Source organism: Micrococcus sp. SL257 (assembly GCF_026625585.1).
Lineage (GTDB): Bacteria > Actinomycetota > Actinomycetes > Actinomycetales > Micrococcaceae > Micrococcus > Micrococcus luteus.
Map to the genome: position 1 here is coordinate 2,349,591 of NZ_CP113053.1, position 25,241 is coordinate 2,374,831.

27 protein-coding genes are annotated in these 25,241 nt (G+C 73.9%); 14 read left to right on the plus strand and 13 right to left on the minus strand.

The window, feature by feature from the left end:
* Positions 1 to 7: 7 nt before the first annotated feature.
* The gene (gene ahcY, locus OVA32_RS10885; protein ID WP_225348319.1) at positions 8 to 1,567 is read right to left on the minus strand and encodes an adenosylhomocysteinase; all 1,560 of its coding nucleotides are present in this window, start codon (positions 1,565 to 1,567) and stop codon (positions 8 to 10) included.
* A gap of 45 nt (positions 1,568 to 1,612) precedes the next feature.
* A complete protein-coding gene (locus OVA32_RS10890; RefSeq protein ID WP_020628239.1) occupies positions 1,613 to 1,915 on the minus strand; it encodes a DUF3499 family protein in 303 nt (100 codons plus the stop codon).
* Between the two features lie 62 nt (positions 1,916 to 1,977).
* Between OVA32_RS10890 and OVA32_RS10895 the strand changes: the two genes are divergently transcribed.
* The gene (locus OVA32_RS10895) at positions 1,978 to 2,523 is read left to right on the plus strand and encodes a hypothetical protein (protein WP_227717921.1); all 546 of its coding nucleotides are present in this window, start codon (positions 1,978 to 1,980) and stop codon (positions 2,521 to 2,523) included.
* A gap of 55 nt (positions 2,524 to 2,578) precedes the next feature.
* Here OVA32_RS10895 and OVA32_RS10900 read toward each other — a convergent pair whose 3' ends face one another.
* Complete coding sequence (locus OVA32_RS10900; protein WP_144825396.1) at positions 2,579 to 3,106, minus strand: WhiB family transcriptional regulator; 528 nt, start codon at positions 3,104 to 3,106, stop codon at positions 2,579 to 2,581.
* 170 nt (positions 3,107 to 3,276) lie between these two features.
* Between OVA32_RS10900 and OVA32_RS10905 the strand changes: the two genes are divergently transcribed.
* Positions 3,277 to 3,900, plus strand: coding sequence for a hypothetical protein (locus OVA32_RS10905; RefSeq protein WP_020628242.1), 624 nt, complete (start codon positions 3,277 to 3,279; stop codon positions 3,898 to 3,900).
* A 27-nt stretch (positions 3,901 to 3,927) separates the two neighbouring features.
* On the opposite strand, the gene OVA32_RS10910 is transcribed toward OVA32_RS10905, so the two are convergent.
* Positions 3,928 to 4,488, minus strand: coding sequence for a GtrA family protein (locus tag OVA32_RS10910; protein ID WP_078025753.1), 561 nt, complete (start codon positions 4,486 to 4,488; stop codon positions 3,928 to 3,930).
* Positions 4,489 to 4,651: 163 nt separating this feature from the next.
* On the opposite strand from OVA32_RS10910, the gene OVA32_RS10915 reads away from it, so the two are divergent.
* Genes OVA32_RS10915 through manA form a run of 4 tightly spaced genes read left to right on the plus strand, consistent with a single transcriptional unit; the run spans position 4,652 to position 9,311 of the window.
* Positions 4,652 to 5,857: a 5-(carboxyamino)imidazole ribonucleotide synthase gene (locus OVA32_RS10915; RefSeq protein ID WP_078025754.1), complete on the plus strand. Its 1,206-nt coding sequence runs from the start codon at positions 4,652 to 4,654 to the stop codon at positions 5,855 to 5,857.
* Positions 5,854 to 6,411: a 5-(carboxyamino)imidazole ribonucleotide mutase gene (gene purE / locus OVA32_RS10920; protein WP_002854497.1), complete on the plus strand. Its 558-nt coding sequence runs from the start codon at positions 5,854 to 5,856 to the stop codon at positions 6,409 to 6,411. The genes OVA32_RS10915 and purE overlap by 4 nt, the downstream gene beginning before the upstream one ends.
* Complete coding sequence (locus OVA32_RS10925) at positions 6,411 to 8,024, plus strand: LCP family protein (protein WP_078025755.1); 1,614 nt, start codon at positions 6,411 to 6,413, stop codon at positions 8,022 to 8,024. Before purE ends, OVA32_RS10925 begins: the two co-directional genes overlap by 1 nt.
* Before the next feature lie 42 nt (positions 8,025 to 8,066).
* Positions 8,067 to 9,311 (plus strand): mannose-6-phosphate isomerase, class I, encoded by a 1,245-nt coding sequence (manA, locus tag OVA32_RS10930; RefSeq protein WP_144825397.1) that lies wholly within the window; start codon positions 8,067 to 8,069, stop codon positions 9,309 to 9,311.
* A gap of 23 nt (positions 9,312 to 9,334) precedes the next feature.
* Here the strand turns inward: manA and glpX are convergent, their stop codons facing one another.
* Positions 9,335 to 10,357, minus strand: a complete 1,023-nt coding sequence (gene glpX / locus OVA32_RS10935; RefSeq protein ID WP_144825398.1) for a class II fructose-bisphosphatase — start codon at positions 10,355 to 10,357, stop codon at positions 9,335 to 9,337.
* A gap of 107 nt (positions 10,358 to 10,464) precedes the next feature.
* Between glpX and OVA32_RS10940 the strand changes: the two genes are divergently transcribed.
* The 3 genes from OVA32_RS10940 to OVA32_RS10950 are packed head-to-tail and all read left to right on the plus strand — an operon-like array spanning position 10,465 to position 13,200.
* A complete protein-coding gene (locus OVA32_RS10940) occupies positions 10,465 to 11,055 on the plus strand; it encodes a DUF4245 domain-containing protein (RefSeq protein ID WP_144825399.1) in 591 nt (196 codons plus the stop codon).
* Positions 11,052 to 11,723: a carbonic anhydrase gene (locus OVA32_RS10945; protein ID WP_069941641.1), complete on the plus strand. Its 672-nt coding sequence runs from the start codon at positions 11,052 to 11,054 to the stop codon at positions 11,721 to 11,723. Before OVA32_RS10940 ends, OVA32_RS10945 begins: the two co-directional genes overlap by 4 nt.
* Positions 11,724 to 11,778: 55 nt before the next feature.
* Positions 11,779 to 13,200 carry a class II fumarate hydratase gene (locus OVA32_RS10950; protein ID WP_044659622.1) on the plus strand — a complete coding sequence of 474 codons (1,422 nt, stop codon included), beginning with the start codon at positions 11,779 to 11,781 and terminating at the stop codon, positions 13,198 to 13,200.
* Between the two features lie 90 nt (positions 13,201 to 13,290).
* Here the strand turns inward: OVA32_RS10950 and OVA32_RS10955 are convergent, their stop codons facing one another.
* The gene (locus tag OVA32_RS10955; protein ID WP_036316321.1) at positions 13,291 to 13,794 is read right to left on the minus strand and encodes a prepilin peptidase; all 504 of its coding nucleotides are present in this window, start codon (positions 13,792 to 13,794) and stop codon (positions 13,291 to 13,293) included.
* Between the two features lie 344 nt (positions 13,795 to 14,138).
* Positions 14,139 to 15,587, minus strand: a complete 1,449-nt coding sequence (locus OVA32_RS10960; RefSeq protein WP_095347540.1) for a PhoH family protein — start codon at positions 15,585 to 15,587, stop codon at positions 14,139 to 14,141.
* A 227-nt stretch (positions 15,588 to 15,814) separates the two neighbouring features.
* On the opposite strand from OVA32_RS10960, the gene OVA32_RS10965 reads away from it, so the two are divergent.
* Positions 15,815 to 16,456 (plus strand): rhomboid family intramembrane serine protease, encoded by a 642-nt coding sequence (locus OVA32_RS10965; protein ID WP_227717990.1) that lies wholly within the window; start codon positions 15,815 to 15,817, stop codon positions 16,454 to 16,456.
* Here the strand turns inward: OVA32_RS10965 and OVA32_RS10970 are convergent.
* Positions 16,435 to 17,208 (minus strand): isoprenyl transferase, encoded by a 774-nt coding sequence (locus OVA32_RS10970; RefSeq protein WP_041105013.1) that lies wholly within the window; start codon positions 17,206 to 17,208, stop codon positions 16,435 to 16,437. The two genes, OVA32_RS10965 and OVA32_RS10970, sit on opposite strands and share 22 nt — an antisense overlap.
* Before the next feature lie 105 nt (positions 17,209 to 17,313).
* Here OVA32_RS10970 and trhA point away from each other — a divergent pair, with 105 nt between their 5' ends.
* A complete protein-coding gene (gene trhA / locus OVA32_RS10975) occupies positions 17,314 to 18,033 on the plus strand; it encodes a PAQR family membrane homeostasis protein TrhA (protein ID WP_036334246.1) in 720 nt (239 codons plus the stop codon).
* A 156-nt stretch (positions 18,034 to 18,189) separates the two neighbouring features.
* Here the strand turns inward: trhA and OVA32_RS10980 are convergent, their stop codons facing one another.
* Entirely contained in the window at positions 18,190 to 18,594 is a 405-nt protein-coding gene (locus tag OVA32_RS10980; protein ID WP_036384966.1) for a hypothetical protein, read from the minus strand.
* 48 nt (positions 18,595 to 18,642) lie between these two features.
* A complete protein-coding gene (gene mca, locus OVA32_RS10985) occupies positions 18,643 to 19,635 on the minus strand; it encodes a mycothiol conjugate amidase Mca (protein WP_095347542.1) in 993 nt (330 codons plus the stop codon).
* Between the two features lie 115 nt (positions 19,636 to 19,750).
* Here mca and OVA32_RS10990 point away from each other — a divergent pair, with 115 nt between their 5' ends.
* The 3 genes from OVA32_RS10990 (at position 19,751) to OVA32_RS11000 (ending at position 21,685) form a co-directional block, all read left to right on the plus strand.
* The gene (locus OVA32_RS10990; protein WP_002856530.1) at positions 19,751 to 20,197 is read left to right on the plus strand and encodes a DUF4307 domain-containing protein; all 447 of its coding nucleotides are present in this window, start codon (positions 19,751 to 19,753) and stop codon (positions 20,195 to 20,197) included.
* Positions 20,198 to 20,455: 258 nt separating this feature from the next.
* The gene (greA, locus tag OVA32_RS10995) at positions 20,456 to 20,950 is read left to right on the plus strand and encodes a transcription elongation factor GreA (protein WP_073115954.1); all 495 of its coding nucleotides are present in this window, start codon (positions 20,456 to 20,458) and stop codon (positions 20,948 to 20,950) included.
* Between the two features lie 96 nt (positions 20,951 to 21,046).
* Complete coding sequence (locus OVA32_RS11000) at positions 21,047 to 21,685, plus strand: GPP34 family phosphoprotein (RefSeq protein ID WP_061866917.1); 639 nt, start codon at positions 21,047 to 21,049, stop codon at positions 21,683 to 21,685.
* Between the two features lie 10 nt (positions 21,686 to 21,695).
* Here the strand turns inward: OVA32_RS11000 and ilvA are convergent, their stop codons facing one another.
* From ilvA to OVA32_RS11015, 3 genes are read right to left on the minus strand one after another with little or no spacing between them, the layout of a single operon-like run.
* Complete coding sequence (gene ilvA, locus OVA32_RS11005; RefSeq protein WP_061866918.1) at positions 21,696 to 23,027, minus strand: threonine ammonia-lyase; 1,332 nt, start codon at positions 23,025 to 23,027, stop codon at positions 21,696 to 21,698.
* Complete coding sequence (locus tag OVA32_RS11010) at positions 23,027 to 24,244, minus strand: AI-2E family transporter (RefSeq protein WP_267714497.1); 1,218 nt, start codon at positions 24,242 to 24,244, stop codon at positions 23,027 to 23,029. The genes ilvA and OVA32_RS11010 overlap by 1 nt, the downstream gene beginning before the upstream one ends.
* Positions 24,241 to 25,212: an aldose 1-epimerase family protein gene (locus tag OVA32_RS11015; protein WP_061866920.1), complete on the minus strand. Its 972-nt coding sequence runs from the start codon at positions 25,210 to 25,212 to the stop codon at positions 24,241 to 24,243. Before OVA32_RS11015 ends, OVA32_RS11010 begins: the two co-directional genes overlap by 4 nt.
* Between the last annotated feature and the right edge of the window lie 29 nt (positions 25,213 to 25,241).

The window sequence follows — 25,241 nt, forward strand, 5'->3', positions numbered from 1 at the left end:
CCGGGGATCAGTAGCGGTAGTGGTCGGCCTTGTAGGGGCCGGCCACGTCCACGCCGAGGTACTCGGCCTGGGCCTTGGTCAGCTCGGTCAGCCCGACGCCGAGGGCGTCCAGGTGCAGGCGGGCGACCTTCTCGTCCAGCACCTTGGGCAGCGTGTAGACGCGCTTCTCGTAGTGCTCGCCGGTCAGGGCGCCGGTGCCCGTGGAGCCGCCGAAGAGCTCGATCTGGGCCATCACCTGGTTGGTGAAGGACGCGCTCATCACGAACGAGGGGTGGCCGGTGGCGTTGCCGAGGTTCAGCAGGCGACCCTCGGAGAGCACGATGATGCTGCGCTCGGCCTCCGTGCCGCCGTCCAGGGTCCACTCGTGGACCTGCGGCTTGATCTCGGTCTTCACGACGCCGGGGATGCGGGCCAGGCCGGCCATGTCGATCTCGTTGTCGAAGTGGCCGACGTTGCCCACGATGGCCTTGTCCTTCATGGCGGCCATGTGCTCGGCCATGATGATGTCCTTGCCGCCGGTGGTGGTGACGAAGATGTCGCCCTCGCCCACCACGTCCTCGAGGCGGGCCACCTGGTAGCCGTCCATCGCGGCCTGCAGCGCGCAGATCGGGTCGATCTCCGTGACGATCACGCGGGCACCCTGGCCGCGCAGGGCCTCGGCGGCGCCCTTGCCGACGTCGCCGTAGCCGCAGACCACGGCGACCTTGCCGCCGATCAGCACGTCCGTGGCGCGCATGATGCCGTCCGGCAGGGAGTGGCGGATGCCGTACTTGTTGTCGAACTTGGACTTGGTCACGGCGTCGTTCACGTTGATCGCCGGGAAGAGCAGGCGGCCCTCCTGCGCCAGCTGGTAGAGGCGCAGCACGCCCGTGGTGGTCTCCTCGGAGACGCCGCGCAGGGTGCCGGCGGTGCGGGTCCAGTGCTGCGGGTCGCGGGCCAGCGAGCGGCGCAGCGTCTCGAGGATGATCCGGTACTCCTCGGGGTCGTCCTCGGTGGCGCTGGGCACGGCGCCCGCGGCCTCGAACTCGACGCCCTTGTGCACCAGCAGGGTGGCGTCGCCGCCGTCGTCCAGGATCATGTTGGGGCCGCGCTCCGGATCCTCGTCCGCGCCCGGCCAGGTGAGGATCTGCGAGGCGGTCCACCAGTAGTCCTCGAGGGACTCGTTCTTCCAGGCGAACACCGGCACGCCCTGCGGGTCCTCGGGGGTGCCCGAGCCCACGACGACGGCGGCGGCGGCCTCGTCCTGCGTGGAGAAGATGTTGCAGGAGGCCCACCGGACCTCGGCGCCGAGGGCGATGAGGGTCTCGATGAGCACGGCGGTCTGCACGGTCATGTGCAGGGAGCCGGCGATGCGGGCGCCCTTGAGCGGCTGGGCCTCCCCGTACTCCTCGCGCAGGGACATCAGCCCCGGCATCTCGTGCTCGGCCAGGCGGATCTGGTGGCGGCCCGCCTCGGCCAGGGACAGGTCCCGGACCGTGAAGTCGAACGAGGCACCGGGCACGGTGGTGCGGTTGGCGAAGGCCGGGTCGACGTCGGGGGTGCGGAACTCTGCGGAGGTCTCAGTCATGCCCTCCAGCCTAGCGAGGCCCCGGACGGCACGAGACGCGCCGCGTCAGTCCCCGTCACGCACCACGCGCAGCCCGGGGCGGGCCGGCGGGACGGCCATGGGCCGGGTGGGGACCGTGCGCACGCCGCCGTCCGCGTCGACGGCCTCGTAGTGCTCGGGCAGCTCCAGCCGCAGCACCTCCCAGCCGCGCGGGGCCGTGGTGCGCCGAGCGTGCTCGCCGCAGAGGTCGTACGTGTGCGGCTCCGCCCGGCGCGACAGGGGCCCGATGACCACCTGCGAGTCCGCGTAGTTGTACGTCAGCGTGGCCAGGGCAGGGCTCTGGCATCCGGTCTTGCTGCAGCGTCGCATGGGTCCCACGCCCGCCACCCTACTCGGCGGACGGCCCGGGGCGGTGGCCTACCATGGCGCGCATGACCGCGTCCGCCTCCTCCGATCCCCTCGACCCCCTGCCGTTCCGGGCGGGCGACGCCGCGGGGGCCGAGCCGGGTGTCGAGGGCGGCCCGGCCGAGGCCGGCGTCTCCTCCCCCGCGGGGCGCGGCGGCCGGGACCGCCGTGGCCGAGGGCTGCGGCATCCGCGCCCGTTCGGTGCGCGCTCGGAGCGGGGCCGGGGCGAGGCGCTGCTGACCGCCGTCGAGAAGGCGGTGGACCGGCTGGGCTCCCTGGACGCGCCCGGGCTGCGCCACGTGACCGCGCGGGTGGAGCGCATCCCGGACCGGCTCGACGAGCGACTGCGCGAGCTGCACGCCGGCCGGGAACGGGATGAGGAGGCGCTGTTCGCGCGGGCCGAGCGGCAGGGCCGGGACGGGGTGCTGATCACCCTGTTCGAGCGGCCGCTGCGGGACGCGGCCGACCCCGCCGACCTCGAGGGGGCCGTCTACGGGGTGGCGCTGAGCCGTTGCGCCGACGCGCTGGGCGTGGACCCGCAGGTGCTCGACCCCAGCTGGGGCCGCGGCTGAGCCCGGACCGGGCGGTCCGCACCGGGCACCGCGCCCGACGGACGGCCGCCGCGCGTCAGGCGCGGGCGCGGCGCAGGCGGCGACGCTCGCGCTCGGAGAGCCCGCCCCAGATGCCGAAGCGCTCGTCGTTCGCCATGGCGTACTCCAGGCAGGCGTCCTTGACGGTGCAGGCCTCGCACACGCGCTTGGCGTCCCGCGTGGAGCCGCCCTTCTCCGGGAAGAACGCCTCGGGGTCCGTCTGCGCGCACAGGGCGTCCGCCTGCCAGGCCAGCTCGCCCTCGACGGGCTCGGTGGTCACGCCCGGGATGGCGGCCCAGTCGGCGGAGACGGGCACGGCCTCGACCGGACGCGCGTCACCGGGGAAGAGGGCGGTGACGGTGGCGGCCGGGGTGCCGGTCTCGCCGTCGAGGTCGTGGGCGGTGAGGAAGGCGGTCGCCTGATCCTCGAGGCTCACGCCGGAGACGTCGGCCTGCGGGTCGGCGGGGTCGAGGAACCAGTCGCTGGGGACGCTCCGCGGACGAGGCGCCGGCGCCTGCGCGGGATCGGCCCGGTGCGTGTCCTCGACTCGCTGGGTCTGCTCCATGTGTGACGCCTCTTCCCGGGATCGACGTGGCGGTGTGGGCCGGGTGACCATGCGGTCCGCGCGGGTGCCGGGCAAGCCGGCGGGCCCCTCCTGGCGGGACCATTGGCCCGGGTTCATTACAGCGGTGTGATTCATGCCGAGTCAAACCGAACGGGTGCCACACTGGGCCCATGGTCTCCCTCTCCGCACCCCGGTCCACCGGCCCCCTCGTGCTCCGCCTCGCCTCCTCCCCGCGGCCCGCGCTCGTCCAGGAGCCGGGGGCCCCGGACGAGCCCGGCGCGGTGGACCAGCGCATCGAGCTCTCGGGCCGCGTGACCGTGAACTGGGCCGCCAAGTTCGCGGGCCTGCTCGGCGCCGAGGGCATCGGCGCGGGCGACGCCGTCGCCCTGGACCTGCCCGTCCACTGGCTCTCCCACGCCCTCGCCCTCGGCGTGCTCTGCGCCGAGGCCGAGCCCGCCCTCGAGGGCGACTCCCCCGCCGCCGTCCTCACGGACCGGCCCGAGGCGTGGCCGGACCCGTCCGTGGCCGTGTTCGCCGTCGCCCTGCCGCGCGGCCTCGAGCCCGAGTTCGACGGCCCAGCCGTCGACCCGGCCGTCGTGGACGTGGCCGCCGAGATCCGCGCCCAGCCGGACGCCCTGCCCGGCCCCGTGGACCACGTGCGGCCCGCGTCGATCCCGGCCGGGGCCGACGTCGCCCCGGACGACGACGGCCCGCGCCCCCGCCTGACGTGGGCGGGAGTGCGGGCCGCGCTGGAGGCGTGGGACGCGGGCCGGGCGGTGACCGTGCGCCCCTGACGGGGCGGCGGGGTCAGGCGGGGACGCTCAGACCCCGGCGTCGGGGGCGCGGTGCCGGCCGTGCGGAGGCAGCTGGTCCTCGCGCAGCACGGGCATCTGGCCGGTGATGATCGCGAGGTCGTTGGCGAAGCCGGGCTCCACGTCCAGCTTCTCCTTGAACACCCAGAACCGGTAGGCGAAGTAGCGGAACACGGTGCCGAAGAACAGGCCGATCACGTTGCCGGCGATGAACAGGCCGGTCGGGTCGGTCACGCCCATTAGGTACTGCGCGATCGCCACGCAGCCGGCCTGGATGCCCAGCCCGATCGCGTTCATGATCAGGAACATCACGAGCTCGCGCGTCTTGTTCGAGGAGCGCTTGTCCCGGAACGTCCAGTAGCGGTTGGCGACCCAGCTGAACAGGGTGGCGACGACGCCGCCCACGATCTTGGCCTTGACGTTGGACCCCTCGAGCGGGCCGGTCATCATCCACCAGAAGACGAGCGAGTCCACCACGAACGCGGCCGCACCGACGGTGCCGAACTTGGCCACCTCCCGCCACAGCAGGGAGGCCATCCCGGTCAGGCGGCCCCAGAGATCGGACAGCATGGGCGTGGACTCCTCGGTTCGGGACGGGGGGTGTGCACGCGGGGCGGACCCGCGCAGGGCTGGGGAACACTGTAGCCGCGCCCCCGGCGCGCGACCTCCCCGGATCCGGCATCGGCCACCCCTCCGTGACGGAGTTCTCAGCCGGTCCGACTACCCTGTCCGGGTGACTTCCCCTCGACTCGGTGTGATCGGTGGCGGGCAGCTGGCCCGCATGATGGCGGGCGCCGCCGCGGAGCTCGGCGTGCCCTTCCGCGTGCTCGCGGAGGCCCCGGACGCGTCAGCGGCCCAGGTCGCCCCCCACGTGGTCGGCGACCACACGGACCTGGCGGACCTGCGCGCGTTCGCGGCCACGGTGGACGTGGTCACCTTCGACCACGAGCACGTGCCCACCGAGCACCTGCGGGCCCTGCAGGAGGCCGGCGTCGCCGTGCGCCCCGACCCCGAGGCGCTGCAGCACGCCCAGGACAAGCTGGTCATGCGCGCCGCCGTCGAGCGGCTGGGCCTGCCGAACCCGGCGTGGGCGCCGGTCGACGACCTCGAGGCCGTCCTCGCCTTCGGCGACGAGCACGGCTGGCCCATGATCCTCAAGACCGCCCGCGGCGGCTACGACGGCAAGGGCGTGCTCAAGCTCGACGACGCCGACGACGCCCGCGCCTCCGCCGCGGACGGCACCCTGGCCGCGTGGCTCGGCGCCGGCATCACCCCGCTGCTGGCCGAGGCCCTCGTCCCCTTCTCCCGTGAGCTCTCCGCGCAGGTGGCGCGCACCCCCTCCGGTGAGGTGGCCGTCTACCCCGTCGTCGACTCGGTCCAGGTGGCCGGCGTGTGCGACCTCGTGGTCGCCCCGGCCCAGGACCTCGACCCGGCCGTCGCCGCGGCCGCGACCGCCGCGGCCGTCCGCCTCGCCGAGGAGCTGGACGTCACCGGCATGCTCGCGGTCGAGCTGTTCGAGACGCCGGGGGTCGGCCCGGGCTTCCAGGTGAACGAGCTGGCCATGCGCCCCCACAACTCCGGACACTGGTCCATGGACGGCGCCGTCACCGGCCAGTTCGAGCAGCACGTCCGCGCCGTGCTCGACCTGCCGCTGGGCGAGACGGCCCCCCGCGGGGCCGGCGTCGTGATGAAGAACGTCCTCGGCGGCGCCCGCGAGGACCTGCACGCCGGCAGCGTCGCGGCCCTCGCCGCCCACCCGCAGGCCAAGGTCCACCTCTACGGCAAGGACGTGCGCCCGGGCCGCAAGGTCGGTCACGTCAACGTCGTCGCGGACCACGGCCTCAGCCTCGAGGAGGCCGTGCGGACCGCCGAGTCCGCCGCCGCACTCCTGCGCGACGACGCCCCCACCACCGGCACCGAGACGGAGGCCCGCCCATGACCGCCACGCCCCAGACCCCCGCCCAGCCCCTGCAGGACGACGCCCCGGTCGTCTCCGTCGTGATGGGCTCCGACTCCGACTGGCCCGTGATGAGCGCGGCCGCCGAGGCCCTGCGCGAGCTCGACGTGCCCGTCGAGGTCGGCGTGGTCTCCGCGCACCGCATGCCCCACGAGATGGTGGAGTTCGGCGCCCGCGCGCACGAGCGCGGCATCCGCGTGATCGTGGCCGGCGCGGGCGGCGCGGCCCACCTGCCCGGGATGCTCGCCGCCGTCACCCCCCTGCCCGTGATCGGTGTGCCCGTGAAGCTCAAGAGCCTGGACGGGATGGACTCCCTGCTCTCGATCGTCCAGATGCCCGCCGGTGTGCCGGTGGCCACCGTCTCCATCGACGGCGCCCGCAACGCCGGCCTGCTGGCCGCCCGCATCCTCGCCTCGGCCGACACCGCGGAGGGCGACCGCCTGCGCGCCGCCCTCGCCGAGCACGCCGACGAGCTCAACGCCCAGGCCCGGGCCAAGGGGGCCCGCCTGCGCGAGCGGATGGCCGCCGACCGCTGATGTCGTCCGCCACCGGATCCGTGCCCGCCGGTCACGCGCAGCCCGACCCGCTCCGAGATCCACGCGTCGCCTCCCCCACCGAGCGCACCCGCCGGGCGCTGATCCTCACCGCCCTGACCCTGCTGGTCCCCGGCGGCGCCCAGCTCGTCGCCGGCAGCCGCCGGCTCGGCCGCGTGGCGCTGCGGGTCACCGTCACCGTGTGGGCCGTGCTGATCCTCGGGCTGCTGTGGTGGCTGGTCTCCCGCGCGAGCCTGATCTCGCTCATGGCCCGGGACGGCGTGCTGCTCGGGCTGGCGGTGGTCCTGGCGGCGCTGGCGGTGGGCTGGGCAGTGCTGTGGGTGGACACGTTCCGGCTGATCCGGCCGCACCTGCTCGCCCCCGGCGCGCGGAAGATCACGGCGGCGGTCACCGCGCTCGCGCTCGTGCTCACCAGCGGCGCCCTGCTCTACGGCGGCTGGGCGGCGAACACGAGCCGCGGGGCGCTCGGCGAGGTCTTCCAGGAGGGGCCGGCCGTCCCGGAGGCCGAGGGCCGCTACAACATCCTGGTCCTGGGCGCGGACGCCGGCGAGGGCCGCCAGGGGCTGCGCCCGGACTCCATGCACGTGGTCTCCGTGGACGCCCGCACCGGCGCCATCGTGATGTTCTCCCTGCCCCGCAATCTCCAGAACGCGCCGTTCGTCGAGGGCTCCCCGCTGTGGGACGTGTACCCCAACGGCTTCGACTGCGGCGACGAGTGCATCCTCAACGCCCTCTACACGGACGTGGAGGAGCATCACGCAGACCTCTACCCGGACGCCGAACACCCCGGCGCCGAGGCCATGAAGGACGCCGCCGGCGGCATCCTCGGCCTGGACGTCTCCGGCTACGCCCTCATGGACATGGGCGGCTTCGCCCAGCTGATCGACGCCATGGGCGGGGTGGACGTCGTCAGCGGCGGCTACGTGGTGCACCGCGGCGTCCGGCCCGACGGCGCCTGGGGCAACATCTGGTGGGAGCCGGGCACCCACCACTTCAACGGCGACGACGCGCTCGCCTTCGCCCGCTCCCGGCACTGGTCCACCGACTACGCCCGCATCCGCCGGCAGCAGTGCATGCAGGCGGCGATGCTGGAGCAGTTCAGCCCCGCCACCGTGCTCACCCGCTTCGAGGGGATCCTCGCGGCGGGCCAGCAGATCGTGACCACCGACCTGCCGCAGTCCCAGCTCGGCACGTTCGCGGACCTCGCCGAGCGCTCGCGCGGCCAGAAAATGCGGCGGCTGACCATCGGCCCGCCCGACTTCGGCGACACGGGCACCCACTTCACCACCTACCCCGACTACGACCTCGTCCACCGCCGCGTGGACGAGATGCTGGCCGACGAGTCCGTGACCGCCGGATCGGAGCCGACCGGGGTCTCGGCGACGCCGCTGCTCACCGTGCTGGCCGTCGTCGCGCAGGAGACCCAGACCCCCGACGTCGACGAGGACGACCCGGCCACGTGGCCGGCCCCGCCGACCCGCACCGACGGCGAGCCCTTCACCGCTGAGGACCTGATGACGGCCGAGGACCTGGGCCAGGAGGACGTGCTGAACCACGCGTCCTCGACGAACGGGCTGTGCGTCCCCGCCCCGTGAGGCGCGGCGCGCGGGCCGACGGGCTGACCTAGGCTGGGGCGCATGCACGTCCTGAAGCCCGTGATCCGTGACTACGCCTGGGGCTCCCCCACGCTCCTCGCCGACCTGCAGGGACGCGAGCCCACCGGCCGCCCCGAGGCCGAGCTGTGGCTGGGCGACCATCCGGGCGCCCCGTGCGTCGCCGTCGTGGCGGACGGCGCCCGTGTCGGCCTGGACGAGGTGGTGGCCGCGGACCCGGAGCGCTGCCTCGGGCCCGCCGCGCCGGAGGGCCGTCTGCCCTTCCTCATGAAGCTGCTCGCCGCGGGCGCCCCGCTGTCCATCCAGGCGCACCCCACCCTGGAGCAGGCCCGCGCGGGCTTCGCCGCGGAGGAGGCGGCCGGCGTGCCGGTCGACGCCCCGCAGCGCAACTACAAGGACGCGAACCACAAGCCGGAGATGCTGCTCGCGCTGACCCCCTTCGCGGCGATGTGCGGCTTCCGCTCCCCCGAGGTCTCCTCGGACAGCTTCGAAGCCCTGGCCCGCGCCCTCACGGAGCGGGCGGACGGGGACACGTCCGCCGTCGCCGTCGCCGCCGCCCGGATCAGCCAGGCCCTCGCCGCCGGGGACCTCGAGGACGCGTTCACCTCGATCCTCGACCCCGACTCCGTGTGGGGCGCCCCCGGCGCCGTGGCGCAGGTCGTGGACGTGCTGCGGGCTGCGCCGGACCTGGCCGAGCGCGACCCCTCGCTGGCCACGGCCCTCGAGGCCGCCCAGCACCACCCGGACGACCCCGGCGTGGTGGTGGCCATCCTGCTCAACCGCGTGGACCTGGCCCCGGGTCAGGCCATCCATCTGCCCGCCGGCAACGTGCACGCGTACCTGCACGGGCTGGGCGTGGAGGTCATGGCGGCCTCGGACAACGTGCTGCGCGGCGGGCTCACCCCGAAGCACGTGGACGTGCCCGAGCTGCGCCGCGTGGTCACCTTCGAGGCGCTGCCGGTGCCCTCCACCGAGCCCGAGCGCGTGGCCGACTCCGTGGTGGCCTTCCGCCCGCCGTTCGAGGAGTTCGAGCTGCTCCAGGCCACGCTCGAGGACGACGCCGTCCATGGGCTCGACGTGCACGGGCCCGGGATCGCGGTGGTCACCCGCGGCACGGCGAGCCTGGCCCTGGCAGGCCAGGAGATCGAGCTGGGCCCGGGCGAGGCCGTGTTCCTGCCCGCCGCGGAGACGGCGTCCGGCCCGCTGGCCGTCCGCGCCGCGGCCGGCGCCCCGGCGACGGTGCACGTGGCCGGCCTGCCGCGGGGCTGAGCCCGGCAGGCCGGCCCGCAGGCTCAGCGGGCGTCGCGGTCCTCCAGCCACTTCGACCACTTCTTCACGTCGTGGTCGGCGTCCACGGTGCGGACCGTGCCGGATGACGAGCGCATCACGATGGACTGCGTGTGCACGCGGCCGTCGGCGAAGCGCACACCGCGCAGCAGGTCGCCGTCGGTGATGCCGGTGGCCGCGAAGTAGCAGTGGTCGGAGGTGACCAGCTCGTTCGTGGTCAGCACGGCGTCGAGGTCGAGGCCGGCGTCGAGGGCCTTCTGCTTCTCGGCGTCGTCGGTGGGGGCCAGGCGACCCTGGATGATGCCGCCGGTGGCCTTGATCGCGCACGCGGTGACGATGCCCTCGGGGGTGCCGCCGATGCCCATCATCATGTCCACGCCGGTGCCCGGGCGGGCGGCGGCGATGGCGCCGGCGACGTCGCCGTCCAGGATGAACTTCACCCGGGCGCCGGCCTGGCGGATCTCCTTGACCAGGCCCTCGTGGCGGGGGCGGTCCAGCACGCACACGGTCACCTGGGAGACGGGCTTGTCCAGGGCCTTGGCCACGAGGTTCACGTTCTGCTTCACCGGCAGGCGCATGTCCACGAAGTCGGCGGCCTCGGGGCCCACCACGAGCTTGTCCATGTAGAACACGGCCGACGGGTCGAACATGGTGCCGCGCTCGGCCACCGCGAAGACGGAGAGCGCGTTGTTGTAGCCCATGGCGGTCAGGCGGGTGCCGTCGATCGGGTCCACGGCCACGTCCACGGCGGCGCCGGAGCCGTCGCCGACCTGCTCGCCGTTGAACAGCATGGGGGCCTCGTCCTTCTCGCCCTCGCCGATCACCACGGTGCCGTCCATGGCCACGGTGTCCATGAACGCGCGCATCGCGTCCACCGCGGCGCCGTCCGCCTTGTTCTTGTCCCCGTAGCCCACCCAGGGACTCGCGGCGATGGCCGCCGCCTCGGTCACCCGCACCAACTCCATGGCCAGGTTGCGGTCCGGGACGTGATTCTCGTAGCCGGTCTTCTCCGAGGACGCGCTGGTCATCGCTGCTCCGATCCTTGCTCGCGGCGCTCCGTCCGCACGAGACGGGGCGTGAGGGCGGCTCTGCCCCGGTCCTCATCCTACGGGGGCGGCCTCCCGTGGGTGGCACAATGCTGACCGTGAGCTCCGCCGACCCCCACGCCCCCGCCCCCCGTCCCGTCCTGACCGCCACGCAGGCGCAGCGGGCCCGGCAGCCGTGGATGGCCATGGTGCTCTCCCTGGCGGCTCTGCTGGCGATCGTGGCCGTGGTCCTCCTGCTCAACCCGGAGCCGCCGCAGCGGCCCCGTGAGGACCGCGTCGACGTCGCCGCCGAGGCCGCCACGGTCCCCCACGACGACGGCGACCTGCCGGCCCTGGCGCCCGAGGTGCCGGAGTCCTGGTACGCCAACTACGCCCGCCTGCAGAAGCTGGACGGCGTCTCCACGTGGGACGTCGGCTGGGTGGTGACGGACACGGTATTCGCGGGCCTGCAGCAGGCCGAGGACGTCGACCCCACCTGGGTGAGCCTGCGGGTGGACCACGTCCCGACGTCGGAGACGATCGAGATCGACGGGATCGCGTGGGACCTCCACGCCGATCCGAAGAAACCGGAGCGACGGCTCGTGGCGGAGGTGGACGGCAGCACCGTGGTGCTGACCACCACCGGCGACCGCGCCGTCCTCGAAGACCTGGCGCACGGCGTCGCGAAGGAGACCCGATGACCCCCCACACCCGCCCCGAGACGACGCCGGCCCCCGACGTCGTCGTCCCCACCTCCGACCTGACCCCCGCCGAGGCGTGGGAGGTCCTCGTCGAGGGCAACCGCCGCTTCGTGGCGGGCGAGCCGAGCCACCCGAACCAGAACGCCGAGCGGCGCAGCGACCTGACCGCCGGTCAGGCCCCGGTCGCCGTGATCTTCGGCTGCGCCGACTCGCGCCTGGCGGCCGAGATCATCTTCGACCTCGGCCTCGGCGACGTGTTCGTGGTGCGCACGGCCGGCCACGTGATCGACGACGCCGTGCTGGGCTCCATCGAGTACGGCGTGGACGTGCTGGAGATCCCGCTCGTCATCGTCCTGGGCCACAACTCGTGCGGCGCCGTCACGGCGACGGTCGAGTCCTACATCTCCGGCACCATGCCGCGCGGCTTCGTGCGCCCCCTCGTGGAGCGCATCATCCCGTCCGTGCTGGCCGGGCGTCGCCGCGGGCTGGAGGAGGTCGACGAGTTCGTGGCCGAGCACGTGGACCAGACCTGCGACCACCTCCTGGAGACCTCGCAGTCCGTCCGCGCGGCCGTCGAGTCCGGGCGCACCGCCGTCGTCGGGCTCACCTACTCGCTGTCCGAGGGCACCGCGCGACCGGGCCGCGTGCACGGCGACCTGGCGGTCTGACGACGTCGGGCGTCCGGTGCGGCACCGGGCGCCCACGCCGTCCTAGGATGTGACCATGACCGCAGAGAACACCGATCAGCAGTTCCGCATCGAGCACGACACCATGGGCGAGGTGAAGGTGCCGGTGAACGCGCTCTACCGTGCACAGACCCAGCGCGCCGTGGAGAACTTCCCGATCTCCGGCAAGGGCCTCGAGCCCGCCCACATCCACGCCCTCGCGCAGGTCAAGAAGGCCGCGGCCAAGGCGAACGCCGAGCTGGGCATCATCTCGCAGGAGCGCGCGGACGCCATCGTCGCCGCCGCGGACCAGGTCATCGCCGGCGACCACGACGACCAGTACCCGATCGACGTGTTCCAGACCGGCTCCGGCACCTCCTCCAACATGAACACCAACGAGGTGCTCGCCACCCTCGCCACCCGCGCACTGAAGGAGGCCGGCTCCGAGGACGAGGTGCACCCCAACGACCACGTCAACGCCTCCCAGTCCTCGAACGACGTGTTCCCGACCTCCGTGCACGTGGCCGTCACCGCCGCCCTCGTGAACGACCTCGTCCCGGCGCTGGACCACCTGGCCGTCTCCCTCGAGAAGAAGGCGGAGGCCTTCGCCGGCGTCGTGAAGTCCGGCCGCACCCACCTCATGGACGCCACTCCGGTGACCCTGGGCCAGGAGTTCGGCGGCTACGCCGCGCAGGTCCGCTACGGCATCGAGCGCATCCAGTCCGCGCTGCCGCGCGTGGCCGAGGTCCCGCTCGGCGGCACCGCCGTGGGCACCGGCATCAACACCCCGAAGGGCTTCTCCGCCCGCGTGATCGAGCTGCTCGCCGAGGAGACCGGTCTGCCGCTGACCGAGGCCCGCAACCACTTCGAGGCCCAGGCCAACCGTGACGGCCTCGTGGAGGCCTCCGGCCAGCTGCGGAACATCGCGTTCTCGCTCATGAAGATCAACAACGACCTGCGCTGGATGGGCTCCGGCCCGAACACCGGCCTCGGCGAGATCGCCATCCCGGACCTGCAGCCGGGCTCCTCGATCATGCCGGGCAAGGTCAACCCCGTGATCTGCGAGGCCGCGATCATGGTGTGCGCCCAGGTGATCGGCAACGACACCACCGTCGCCCTGTCCTCCACCAACGGCGCGTTCGAGCTCAACGTGGGCATCCCCGTGATGGCCGCCAACCTGCTCGAGTCCATCCGCCTGCTGGCCAACACGACGCGCGTCATGGCGGACAAGATGATCGACGGCATCGAGGCCAACGAGGAGCGCTGCGCCTTCCTCGCCGGCGCCTCGCCGTCCATCGTGACCCCGCTGAACAAGGTGATCGGCTACGAGGCCGCCGCCAAGATCGCCAAGCACGCCGTCGCGAACAAGATGACCGTGCGCGAGGCCGTCGTGGACCTCGGCTACGTCGAGCGCGGCGAGATCACCGAGGAGCAGCTGGACAAGGCCCTGGACACCATGTCCATGACCCACCCGGAGTGATCCGGCGGATTCGGTGAGCGGCGCGACGCCGCCTCCCGGGCCACGACGCCGAGCGGCCGTCCTCCCGTGCGGAGGGCGGCCGCTCGACGTTCACGCCAGCACCAGCACTCCGGCGGCCGCCGCCACCATCGCCGGCCCGAACGGCAGCGCCGTTCGCCCCGTCGCCCGGCCCGCGAGGACCAGCAGCCCCGCCACGACGCCGCCGAGCAGGATCGCGCCCACCCCGGCGGCGAGCACCGCCGTCGGACCGAGCACCCCCGTGTACACGCCCAGGCCGCCGGCGAGCTTCACGTCCCCCATCCCGAGGCCGCCGCGGCTGAGCACGTGCAGCGCGAGCATCGCCACGGTGTAGCCGAGACCGCCCAGCAGGCTGCAGAGGGCCAGGTCACCCCGGCCCGCCAGCAGCGCTCCCCCGGTCATCATCGCCAACCCGCCCAGCGCCAGCCGCAGCGTCCATCGGTTCGACAGCCTATGCTCCCGCAGGTCCGTGCGCACGAGCACGCCCGAGCACACCGCGAACCACGCCAGCCCCAGGGTCCACAGCACCGCCGTCGCCGGCGCGCCGTGCGTCCACGCCCATCCCACTCCGCTCATGCGCCCAGCCTAGGCCGGGCGGCGCACCCGCCGGGCCGCCGTCCACAGGCGATCAGGCCACCTCGCGTTCACGGTCCGGCCACCCGGTGTTCTGCCGACAGCGCAACCGGGGCCGCCCATTGCGACGACCCCGGGCACGGGTCTACTCTGAAGTCACGAGCTTCCAGCCGTCTCATGGACGTACGGGGCTCACACAGACCCCATGGCCTCAATCCCGTTTCAAAGGGGCCATGGTGGCGGGCTTCCTCGGTCCCCCATCCCCCCCTCCGCGGGGCCGAGCACCCCCGCCGGGGGCCGCTGCTTCGGCAGCGGCCCCTTTTTCATGACCGACCCCGCCGCCCGGCTCAGGCTCGGCCCTCCTCCAGCAGGTCCGTGACCAGCGCGGCGATCGGCGAGCGCTCGGAACGGGTCAGCGTCACGTGTCCGAACAGCGGGTGGCCCTTGAGGCGCTCCACCACGGCCGCGATGCCGTCGTGCCGGCCCACGCGCAGGTTGTCCCGCTGGGCGACGTCGTGGGTCAGCACCACCTTCGAGTTGCGGCCCATCCGGCTCAGCACCGTGAGCAGCACGTTCCGCTCGAGCGACTGCGCCTCGTCCACGATCACCCACGCATCGTGCAGCGAGCGGCCGCGGATGTGCGTCAGCGGCAGGATCTCCAGCATCCCGCGGTCCACCACCTCGTCCACCACGGACGGGGAGACGAGCGCGCCCAGGGTGTCGAACACGGCCTGCGCCCACGGGCCCATCTTGTCGCCCTCGGAGCCGGGCAGGTAGCCCAGGTCCTGGCCGCCGACGGCGTACAGCGGGCGGAACACGACCACCCTGCGGTGCTCGCGGCGCTCCATCACGGCGTCGAGGCCCGCGCACAGCGCCAGCGCGGACTTGCCGGTGCCCGCGCGGCCGCCGAGGGAGACGATGCCCACGCTCGGATCCGTCAGCAGCTCGATGGCCAGCCGCTGCTCTGCGGAGCGGCCGTGCAGGCCGAACACGTCGCGGTCCCCGCGCACCAGGCAGGCTCGGCCGCCCTCGCCGACCCGGGCCAGAGCGGAGCCCCGGGGCGCGGTGAGCACCAGCCCCGTGTTGACCGGCAGGCGGTCCGCCTCGGCCGGGGCCTCCTCCGGCCCGGTCTCGACGCCCGTGCCGGTCAGGGTCCCCAGCGGGACGCCGGCCAGGTCGACCTCGCCGTCGTCGTAGAGGGCGTCCAGCCGCTCCTGCGCCACGCTCAGGGAGACGGTGCCGTGCCAGCCCGAGTCACGCACGAGCTCGTGGCGGTACTCATCCGCGGCGAGGCCCATGGCCGCCGCCTTCACGCGCATCGGCAGGTCCTTGGACACGACCGTCACCGTGGCGCCCTCGTCCGCGAGCGCCTTCGCGACGGCGAGGATGCGGGAGTCGTTGTCCGTGCCGCGGATGCCCAGGGGCAGCACGTCCACGGACACGTGGTTCAGTTCGATCCGCAGCGTGCCGCCCTCGGGGGTGATCGGCACGGGCTGGTCCAGCGCGCCGTGGCGGCCGCGCAGATCGTCGAGCAGGCGCAGGGCCGTGCGCGCGTAGTAGCCGAGGTCGGGGTCGGCGCGCTTGGCCTCGAGCTCCGAGACCACCACGAGCGGCAGGACCACCTCGTGCTCGGCGAAGTGCAGCAGGGCGCGCGGGTCCGAGAGCAGCACGGACGTGTCCACCACGTAGGTCCGCAGGCCGGTCGCCTCCGCCGCCCCCGCCTCGGCACGCGCCTGGCCCGGCCGGCTCGACGGCTCCTGCCGGGTCTGCGCGTGCTCCACGAGCTCTGCCACCATGTCTGCCTCCTGTGCCGGTGAACCGTGCGGACGGGGGTCCGCCCACGGTCCACGCTAGGAAGCGGCGTCGTCCGCCGGGTCCCGGCACGGTGAACCCGGGATGAAGTCACGGTGACGGTCCGTCCGGGCTCCGCCACGGCCCCGGCGTCCCGCGCTCCCTACACTGGAGACGCGCCGCCGACGTCCCGACGGCCGCCCGCTCCCCGTCCACAGGAGGGCCCTTGAGCATGCACCGCCCGTCCCCCGGCCTGCCCGATCTGCCGGGCGGCCCGGCCCCCGCCCCGACCCTGGCCGAGCGCGCCGGCGGCCGCCTGCTGGGCGCCGTCGCGCCCACCGCCGTGCTGATCGCGGCCATGTGGGTCGCGCAGTTCGTGCTGATCTTCCTCGGCCGGGTGATCATCCCCGGCGTGGGCCTGATCCCCCGACGCCTCGACGGCCTCGACGGGGTCCTGTTCTCCCCCGTGCTGCATGCCGGCTGGGCCCACTTGATCGGCAACACGACGGCGCTGCTCGTCCTCGGTCCGCTGGCCGCCCTGGTCTCGCGCCGGCCGGTGGCCCTGCTCGTCTGCGCCTGGCTGGGCTCGGGCCTGCTGACCTGGGTGATCGGCACCCCGGGCGTGCACATCGGCGCCTCCGGGATCGTGTACGCGCTGATCGCGTTCCTGATCGTCTACGGGGTCGCGGTGCGGCGGATCGGGGCGGTCGTCGTCTCCGTGCTCGTTGCCCTCACGCACCTGGGCTCGAGCCTGATCGGCCTGCTGCCGGCACCCGGCATCTCGTGGACCGGCCACCTGGCCGGGGCCGTCGTCGGGGTGCTGCTGGGCCTGTGGTGGGGCCGCGCCGACCGTCAGGTGCCGAACCGGCGCTGACGGCTGCCGTAGTCGCGCAGGGCACGCAGGAAGTCGACCTTGCGGAACGCGGGCCACATGGCCTCGCAGAAGTAGAACTCCGAGTACGCGGACTGCCAGAGCAGGAACCCGGAGAGCCGCTGCTCCCCGGACGTGCGGATGACCAGGTCCGGGTCCGGCTGGCCGCGCGTGTAGAGCCGGTCCGCGATCTGCTCGACGGTGACGGACTCGGCCACCTCCGCCGCGCTGTGGCCCAGGGCGTGCTCGTCCCGCAGCAGCTCGCGCACGGCGTCGAGGATCTCCTGGCGGCCCCCGTAGCCCACGGCCACGTTCACGTGCACGCCGTCGTGGCCCTTGGTCTGCTCGGCGACCTCGGCGAGCCGTCGCGCCATGGGCTCGGGGAGCAGGTCCACCGCGCCGACCGGCTGCACGCAGACGGGGGCGCGGCCCTCGGCCGGCTGGGCGAGGCGCTCCGCCGTCGTCTGGATGATCTCCAGGAGCGGGGCGAGCTCCTCCGCCGGACGCCGCAGGTTCTCGGTGGAGAGCATGTAGAGCGTGACCACGGGGATGCCGGCCTCGTCGCACCAGCCGATGAAGTCGAGGATGCGCTCAGCTCCGGCCTGGTGGCCCTGCTGCGTGGACGCCCCGAACGCGCGGGCCCAGCGACGGTTGCCGTCCACCAGCACGCCGATGTGCCGGGGCAGGCGCTCCGGGTCCAGGCCGCGCGTCAGCCGCCGCTCGTACAGGCGGTAGAAGGCCTCGGGTCGACCCACGGCGCGCTCCCCTCTCGGACGGTCCTGCGAGCCTCCAGGATACGCGCGCGGCACACAGCGACCATCCCGTGCCCCGGCCCCGGGCCGACCGACGACAATGGAGGCATGGACCCCGTGACACCCCTCCCCGACGCCGACGCCGCCCGCCGCCTGCGCTGGCGCATCGAGCGCATCCGCGACCCCGAGCATCCGCTGTACAAGCCCCGACTGCGGGGCTGGACCCACGCGGTCATGGCGCCGCTGACGCTCGCGGCCGGCATCGTGCTCATCGTGCTCGCGCCGACCGCGACGCTGCGGTGGGCCAGCGCGGTCTACGCCGTGACGGGCCTGCTGCTGTTCGCGGTCTCGGCGACGTACCACCTGGTGCAGTGGAACGAGGTGGTCTCCCGTGTCCTCAAGCGGCTGGACCACACGAACATCATGCTGGTCATCGCCGGCACCTACACGCCGCTCTCCCTGGCCCTGCTGCCTCCGGACCGGGCGCGTGTGCTGCTCACCCTGGTATGGGTGGGGGCCGTGGCCGGCGTCGGGTTCCGGGTGCTGTGGACGGACGCCCCGCGCTGGCTCTACACGCCGGTGTACGTGGTGCTGGGGCTGGCGGCGCTGCTGTACCTGGGCGACTTCTTCGCCGCGGATGCGGCGGCGGGGTGGCTGATCGTGGCCGGCGGCGTCGCGTACATCACGGGCGCGGTCTTCTACGCGCTGCAGGCCCCCACGATCCACCGCGAGTGGTTCGGCTTCCACGAGCTGTTCCACGCCTTCACGGTGGCCGGCTTCGTGTGCCACGCCGTCGCCATCTACCGGGCGGTGCTCGTCGTCGCCTGAGCGTGTCGAGGAAGGGGGTCTGCGCCCCGCCGGGCAGCGCCGAGGCCCGCAGACGCGCCGCTACGGTCATGCCGTAGCGGCGCGTCTGCGGGCCTCAAGGGTTCGGGCGTGGAGTCTCCGGCGTCGAGTCTCGGGCGTGCACGGGCCCGACGACGGTCAGTCGCGTCCGGTGTCCGGGGCCTGGGGCTCCGGGGCCGGCTCCTGGAGGTACCCGGGGTACTTCTCCTGCAGGCGGCGCAGCCGGTCCTCGGAGTCCGCGTCCAGGTGCTCGCCGCCCGCGCGGACCTCGTCCGGCAGGTGCTGCTGATGGCGCTCCACGAGCATGGCCTCGGCCTCCGGGGAACGCTGCTGGACGCGGCGCACCGAGCGGACCATGACGCGGAGGACGATGATCGCCATGACCACCATGAGCGCGGTGAACAGGAACCCCTCGATGCCGGGGGTGACCTCCGCCTCCTCGAGCCCGGGGCGCAGCGTCGGCTCCGGGACGGCGGGCACCGGCGCGGGGCTCGCGGCCGCGAGCGCGGTGAGGACGAGGGGAAGGCCAGACAGGGGTGTCACGCCGCCCCACTCTACCGGCCCCGGCCGCTCGGCCCGAGCCGGGGCGGCTCAGCGCAGGCCGGCGAAGAGGTCGTGCTCCGGCAGCTCGGAGGGCACGCGCGAGTCGATCAGCGCGAAGTCCTCCCACGGCCAGGCGCGCCGCTGCAGGTCGTGGGGCGCGTCGAAGAACATGCCGTCGGGGTCGATCTGCGTGCGGTGCGCCCGCAGGGCGGCGTCGCGCTCGTCGAGGAAGCCGGTGACGTCCACCTGCGTGGTGACGTCGTGGTCTGCGGTGACCCACGGCGGGATGACCTCCGGGTCGGGCACGTCCTCCCCGGCTTCACGGCGGCGCAGCACCTCGCGCATCGCGTCCATCGCATCGAACATCATCAGGCGTCGGGCGAACGGCACGTCCTCGCCGTCGGCCTCGGCCACCGCGGCCATCGTGCGGAACTTCCGCGGGTTGAACCCGCAGTCGTAGTAGACCTTCGAGACCTCCCACGCGGGCCCGGCCTCGGGGTACTTGTCCGCGAGGCCGGCGGCCCGGTAGGCCTCCATCGTCACGGCGTGGGCCTGCAGGTGGTCCGGATGCGGGTAGCCGCCGACCTCGTCGTAGGAGATGAGCACGTGCGGGCGGAACCGGCGCACGAGCGAGATCAGCGGGGTCGCCGCATCCTGGAGCGGGACCTCGGCGAAGCAGTTCGCCGGGAGGGCGGGCAGCGGATCCCCCTCGGGCAGGCCCGAGTCGAGGAAGCCGAGCCAGGCGTGCCGGATGCCGAGGATGCCCGCGGCCTCGGCCATCTCCTCGCGGCGCACGGCCGCGATGTCCCGGTCCGCCCGGGTGGTGTCCCCGAACGACGGGTTGAGCAGGGTGCCGGCCTCGCCGCCGGTGCACGTGACGACCATGACCTCGGCCCCGGCCGCCGCGTAGGCGGCCATCGTGCCGGCCCCCTTCGAGGACTCGTCGTCCGGGTGGGCGTGCACCGCCATGAGACGCAGCCCGGTGGAGGGCGGCAGGGCGGTGCCTGCGGCGGGCTGGGCCTGGGGGGTCTGATCGGTCACGGGGATCGCACACTCCTGTCCGGATGGCGGGGCCGCCGCGGGGGCGGCGGCGTGAGGGGTCCAGGCCGACGTCGTCATCGGCCTCCGGCGGCGGGCAGCGGCTAGGGTGGAGGGGATGTCTCACCACGCCCCCGCGGTCCGCGCGCAGGACCCCACATTAGCCAACCGGTACGGCACGGACCACACGCGTCCGGGCCGTCGTCGGCTGTGGGCGGGCCTCGGCGGGCTCGGGCTGGTCGTGGCCGTGCTGCTGTCCGTGTGGATCGGCCTGAACATGTCCGTGGGCGCCATCGAGTACAAGGACGTCGGCTTCACCATCGAGGACGACGGCCACGCGACCGTCACCTTCCAGGCCTCCGTCCCGGAGGGCGTGCAGGCCGAGTGCGATGTGCTCGTCACCGACTCCCACGCCGCCCCCGTCGGCTTCCGCACCGTCCGCCTGGAGACCCTGCCGGCCGACCGGCGGGACTCCCCCTCGGACGCGCAGCAGCGCTACACCGTGGACGTGCGCACCGTGGTGCGGGGCGACTCCGGCGTCGTCGAGACCTGCCGCAAGGTCTGAGCCCTCCCGGAGTGCTCCGCCCTCGGCGTAGCGGCCGCCGTTGGTGTGACGCACGCCGCCCGGATAGACTCGTCGGAGCATTCCCGCCCCGCCGGTGAGTCAGGCAGGCGTCGCACGGAGCCCTCGGGGCACGCGCGCCCTCCTGATCGGCGGGGTCTTTCGCATGCGGGCGCGTCCGCCGGACGCGGATCGCGCGCCAGACCCGGTGCGCCGCGCCCCGGACTCCGCATCACCCGAGACAGAAAGGCGGAACAGAGCATGACCACCAGCCAGTCCGACGCCCCGTGGCTGACCCAGGAGGCGTACGATCGCCTCTCCAAGGAGCTCGAGTACATCTCCGGTCCCGGCCGTCAGGAGATCATCGAGCGCATCGAGGCCGCCCGCGATGAGGGCGACCTCAAGGAGAACGGCGGCTACCACGCCGCCCGCGAGGAGCAGTCGAAGAACGAGGGCCGCATCGCCGAGCTGAAGCACCTGCTCGAGACCGCCCGCGTGGGCGAGGCCGCCGAGAACGACGGCGCCGTGCACCCGGGCACCGTGGTGACCGCCGTCGTCGCAGGCGACGAGATGACGTTCCTCTTCGGCAACCGCGAGATCGCCGCGGACGACGAGTCGCTCGAGGTCTACTCCGAGCGCTCCCCGCTCGGCGAGGCCATCAACGGCGCCAAGAAGGGCGACAAGGTCTCCTACACCGCCCCGAACGGCAAGGACATCAAGGTCGAGATCAAGGACGTCCAGCCCTACTCCGGCTGACCCTCCCCGGCCCCGACGACGGCCGCGGTCCCCTCGAGGGGCCGCGGCCGTCGTCCGTCCCGGGCCCCACCGCGCCCCCGTTGCTACTCTGGCCCCATGCTGACCGTCGAGAAGGCGCACCTGCTGCTCACCCGCGAGGACGGGCTCTCCGAGAGCCCCTCCCACCACCGCGTGGCCCTCGCGGCCGCCGCGCTGGCCGACCACCGCTCCGCCGGGATCGTGACCCTCGAGGACGTCCCCGTGGACCGGGCCCGCGTGCTCGTGACCGCGGCCGGCACCACCGGCGACCCCGTCCTGGACTCCTCCCTCGGACAGGTCGACGCCCTGGCCGGCCGACCGCTCGTGTCCACTGTGGCGGCCGGCAAGCCGGACCTGCGCAAGGCCGTCGTCGCCCATCTGACCGAGACCGGCCGCCTCACCGAGCGCAAGGCCTTCCTGGCCACCCGGCACGTCCCCCGGGGCACCGAGCGCACCGAGCTGCTGGCGCACCTGACCGCCGTGGTCCTCGACGAGGCCGAGCCCGCCGACGAGGACGTGCTCCTGCTCGGCGTGCTGCAGCACCTCAACCTCGCCCGACGCCTGCTGCCGGGCTCCCACGAGCGCTACGACCGCCGCGAGATGGTCCGCCGCATCGAGACACTGACGCGCGAGGACCTCCTGGTCCAGGCCGTGCGCCGCGCGGTGGGCGGGACCTCCGGCACCGTCACCGCGGCCGCCGCCGGCTCCGCGGCCTGAGCCGGCCCGGTCAGGGCAGCGGGGCCGGGCTGTAACCGGCCGCGCGCAACGCCTCCAGGACCTGGGCGGAGTGCTCGGCGCCGCGGGTCTCCATGTCGATCGTGATGTGCGCGCCGCCCATGGACAGCTCCGGGCCGACGCGGGTGTGGTCCACGCGCACCACGTTGGCGTCCGTGTCCGCGATGATCCGTGAGATCGTGGCCAGCTCGCCCGGGCGGTCCCGCAGCGGGATGCGCACGGTCATATAGCGCCCCGCGGCCGACAGTCCGGCCTGGATGGACTTCAGCATGAGCATCGGATCGATGTTCCCGCCGGAGAGGATCACGGCGGTGGTGCCGAGCTCGAAGCCCAGGTCCGCCGTGCGGCCCGCCAGCAGGGCGGCCACCCCGACGGCGCCCGCCGGCTCCACGACGAGCTTGGAGCGCTCGAGGAGGTGGACGAGGGCCGCGGCGATCTCGTCGTCCGTGACGGTCACGACGGCGTCCACCAGCTCGGCGGCGATCCGCAGCGGCAGGGCCCCGGGCCTGCCGACGGCGATGCCGTCCGCGATGGTGGACACGCTCTCCAGCACCTGGACGCGGCCCTCCTCGAGGGAGCCGGGGAACGCGGCGGCGGTGGCCGCCTGCACGCCGATGACGCGCACCGTGCGCCCACGACGCCGGGCGGCCTCCTTGAGGGCCACGGCCGTGCCGGCGATGAGCCCCCCGCCGCCGATGCCCATGATCACGGTGTCCACGTCCGGCAGCACGTCGAGGATCTCGAGGCCGACGGTGCCCTGGCCCGCGATCACGGCCGGGTCGTCGAACGGCGGGATGAACACGGCACCGGTCTCCGTGGCCCACCGCTGCGCCTCGGCGAGGGACTCGTCCACGGTGGAGCCGTGCAGGACGACCTCGGCGCCGTGGTCCCGGGTGGCCTGCAGCTTGGGCAGGGCGACGCCGTGCGGCATGAAGATGCGGGCGCGGATGCCGAGCTTGGCGGCCGCGAGGGCGACGCCCTGGGCGTGGTTGCCGGCCGAGGCGGCCACGACGCCGCGGCCGCGCTCCTCCTCGCTCAGCTGCGCCATCCGCACGTAGGCGCCGCGGACCTTGAACGAGCCGGCCCGCTGCAAATTCTCGCACTTCAGGTGCACGTCCGTGCCCACGGCCCGGGAGAGCGCCCGGGAGTGCTGCAGCGGGGAGAGCTCGGCGATCCCGCGCAGCGTCTCGCGCGCCCGCTCGATCTCCTCGAGGGTGACGGGCAGCGCCGTCGGGGCCGGCGGGCCGCCGGCGGGCCGCACCCACCGGGGCGACGGCGTCGGGACGGTCCGGTCCGGGGTGTCCGTGGCCTGCGCCGCGCCCATCAGGCGCCGTCCCCGTGCCGGGTGCCCGCGTCGGCCTCGGAGGCGAGGGCGGCGTCCTCGTGCGTCGAGGGGCGGTACCGGTGGGAGCCGGCCGCCTCGTCCTCCGCGCCGCCCGGTTCGAGGGCGTGGTCCGTCCGCTCCGTGAGCTCCTCGGGGGTGTCGGCGGTGAGGGCGCGGACGAAGCTGTTCACGAAGGCCAGCACCGGCACGGCGAACACGGCGCCCGCCAGGCCGAGGACGGTGGAGCCGGCGGCGACGGCCAGGAACACGGCCAGCGGGTGCAGCGCGACGGCCTTGCCCATCACGAGCGGCTGCAGGACGTTCGACTCGATCTGCTGCACGAGCAGCACCACGCCCAGCATGAGCAGCGCGTTGACCAGGCCGTTGGACATCAAGGCCAGGAGCACCGCCATCGCGCCGGTCAGGGTGGCGCCGATCATCGGGATGAACGAGGCCAGGAACACGAGCACGGCCAGCGGGATGGCCAGCGGCACCCCGAGGATCAGGGCGCCGATGCCGATGCCGACGGCGTCGATGAACGCCACGAAGATCTGGACCCGCACGTAGGAGCCGAGGGACTGCCAGCCGGAGCGGCCCGCGCGGCCCACGGTGGCCCGGTGCGCCTTCGGCACGAAGATCAGCAGGAAGCGCCAGATGCGGTCGCCGTCGTAGAGGAAGAAGATCAGGGAGAACAGGGCGATGAACAGGCCCGCACCGATGTTGACGGCCGTGGAGCCGAACGTGACGGCGCTGTTCATGACCGTGGCGGAGTTGTCCCGCAGCGTCTGCCACAGGCCCTCCAGCCCGGCACCGGAACGGGGGATCTCCACGCCCACGCCGGCCAGCCAGGCGATCGTGTCGTCGACGGCCTGGCCCAGCTGGTCGCCCAGTTGGGCGAAGCCCTGGACGATCTGCTGACCGGCGAGCCCCATGAGGCCCACCACGACGACGACCAGCAGCAGCACGCACAGCAGGGCGGCCGCGACGCCCGGCACCTTGATGCGCCGCATCGCCTGGAACACCGGGGCCAGCAGGGTGGCCAGCAGCGCGGCCACGAGGATCGGGATCACCACGAGGCTCACGAAGCCCAGCAGGTACACCACGACGCCGATGCCGATGACGACGGCCACCAGCCGCCAGGACCAGGCCGCGGCCACCGTCAGCCCGTAGGGCACGTCCTTGTCGATCTTGGTCTGGGCCGCCAGGGTCGAGCTCACGCGCGATCCTCCTCGTGTGGGTGGTCGGGGACATGGGGGGTCAGACCCCACTGGACGCTCCAGCGGGCGTGCGGGGCGAGCCGGTGCAGGCCCTCCCCCGAGTTCAGGGCGTCCGCGGGAGCGGTGAGCGGCTCCACCGCGAGTGCCGTGTCACGGCCGGGCAGCCGGTCCGTGACGAAGACGTGGGTGTAGGCGAACGCGTGGTCGGTCCACAGGGTCACGGCGCGGCCGTCCGCGGCGAGCAGGGTCTGGCGGTGCCGGCCGTCGGCGTCCGGGGTCAGGCCGGTGAGGCACACGTCCAGGGCGGCCTCGCCCACGGCCCGGCCGCGGCGGAAGTCCAGGTCGGTGCCGTCCACCGGCAGGGTCTCCACGGGGATGAGGTCCTCCCCCGTGCGGATCCAGGCGTCCGCGGGCACGCGCAGGCTCAGCTCCGCCGTCGGGACGTCCCCGATCCGCAGGAACGGGTGGGAGCCGACCGCCACGGGCACGGTGGCGTCCGTGTGGTTCTGCACCTCGGCGGTGACGGTGAGGCCGCCGTCCGCCTCGAGCTCGTACGTGACGCGGTGGGTGAGCCGGAACGGCCAGCCGTGCTGGGGGTGGATCTCACCGCGCAGGGTCACCGCGTGGGCGGAGAACGTCTCGGTGACGAAGTGGGTGTTGCGCAGCAGGCCGTGGCTGGCGTGGCCGCGCGCGGGTTCGGTGACGTCCAGGCGCTGCTCGACGCCGTCCAGGATCCAGCGGGCGCCGGCGACGCGGTTCGGCCACGGGCTCATCTGGATGCCGTTGGCGGCGGGCGGGACCACGTCCTGGCCGTACGGCTCGGTCAGGTCCACGCCGCCCACGCGGTACCTGCGCAGGGCACCGGCCAGGCCGACGACGACGGCCTCCGCGGACCCGCGGTGCAGGCGGTGCTGGGTGCCGGTGGCGTCCGGAGCCCCGAAGGCGGGCAGGTCGCTGGTCTCGGTCACGGGACCTCCTGAGTGGCGGCGAGGGACCC

Coding starts and splice junctions, on each gene's coding strand:
- ahcY (WP_225348319.1), bottom strand. CDS start 1,567: ATGACTGAGACCTCCGCAGAGTTCCGCACCCCCGACGTCGACCCGGCC.
- OVA32_RS10890 (WP_020628239.1), bottom strand. CDS start 1,915: ATGCGACGCTGCAGCAAGACCGGATGCCAGAGCCCTGCCCTGGCCACG.
- OVA32_RS10895 (WP_227717921.1), top strand. CDS start 1,978: ATGACCGCGTCCGCCTCCTCCGATCCCCTCGACCCCCTGCCGTTCCGG.
- OVA32_RS10900 (WP_144825396.1), bottom strand. CDS start 3,106: ATGGAGCAGACCCAGCGAGTCGAGGACACGCACCGGGCCGATCCCGCG.
- OVA32_RS10905 (WP_020628242.1), top strand. CDS start 3,277: ATGGTCTCCCTCTCCGCACCCCGGTCCACCGGCCCCCTCGTGCTCCGC.
- OVA32_RS10910 (WP_078025753.1), bottom strand. CDS start 4,488: ATGCTGTCCGATCTCTGGGGCCGCCTGACCGGGATGGCCTCCCTGCTG.
- purE (WP_002854497.1), top strand. CDS start 5,854: ATGACCGCCACGCCCCAGACCCCCGCCCAGCCCCTGCAGGACGACGCC.
- OVA32_RS10925 (WP_078025755.1), top strand. CDS start 6,411: ATGTCGTCCGCCACCGGATCCGTGCCCGCCGGTCACGCGCAGCCCGAC.
- manA (WP_144825397.1), top strand. CDS start 8,067: ATGCACGTCCTGAAGCCCGTGATCCGTGACTACGCCTGGGGCTCCCCC.
- glpX (WP_144825398.1), bottom strand. CDS start 10,357: ATGACCAGCGCGTCCTCGGAGAAGACCGGCTACGAGAATCACGTCCCG.
- OVA32_RS10940 (WP_144825399.1), top strand. CDS start 10,465: ATGCTGACCGTGAGCTCCGCCGACCCCCACGCCCCCGCCCCCCGTCCC.
- OVA32_RS10945 (WP_069941641.1), top strand. CDS start 11,052: ATGACCCCCCACACCCGCCCCGAGACGACGCCGGCCCCCGACGTCGTC.
- OVA32_RS10950 (WP_044659622.1), top strand. CDS start 11,779: ATGACCGCAGAGAACACCGATCAGCAGTTCCGCATCGAGCACGACACC.
- OVA32_RS10955 (WP_036316321.1), bottom strand. CDS start 13,794: ATGAGCGGAGTGGGATGGGCGTGGACGCACGGCGCGCCGGCGACGGCG.
- OVA32_RS10960 (WP_095347540.1), bottom strand. CDS start 15,587: ATGGTGGCAGAGCTCGTGGAGCACGCGCAGACCCGGCAGGAGCCGTCG.
- OVA32_RS10965 (WP_227717990.1), top strand. CDS start 15,815: ATGCACCGCCCGTCCCCCGGCCTGCCCGATCTGCCGGGCGGCCCGGCC.
- trhA (WP_036334246.1), top strand. CDS start 17,314: ATGGACCCCGTGACACCCCTCCCCGACGCCGACGCCGCCCGCCGCCTG.
- OVA32_RS10990 (WP_002856530.1), top strand. CDS start 19,751: ATGTCTCACCACGCCCCCGCGGTCCGCGCGCAGGACCCCACATTAGCC.
- greA (WP_073115954.1), top strand. CDS start 20,456: ATGACCACCAGCCAGTCCGACGCCCCGTGGCTGACCCAGGAGGCGTAC.
- OVA32_RS11000 (WP_061866917.1), top strand. CDS start 21,047: ATGCTGACCGTCGAGAAGGCGCACCTGCTGCTCACCCGCGAGGACGGG.
- ilvA (WP_061866918.1), bottom strand. CDS start 23,027: ATGGGCGCGGCGCAGGCCACGGACACCCCGGACCGGACCGTCCCGACG.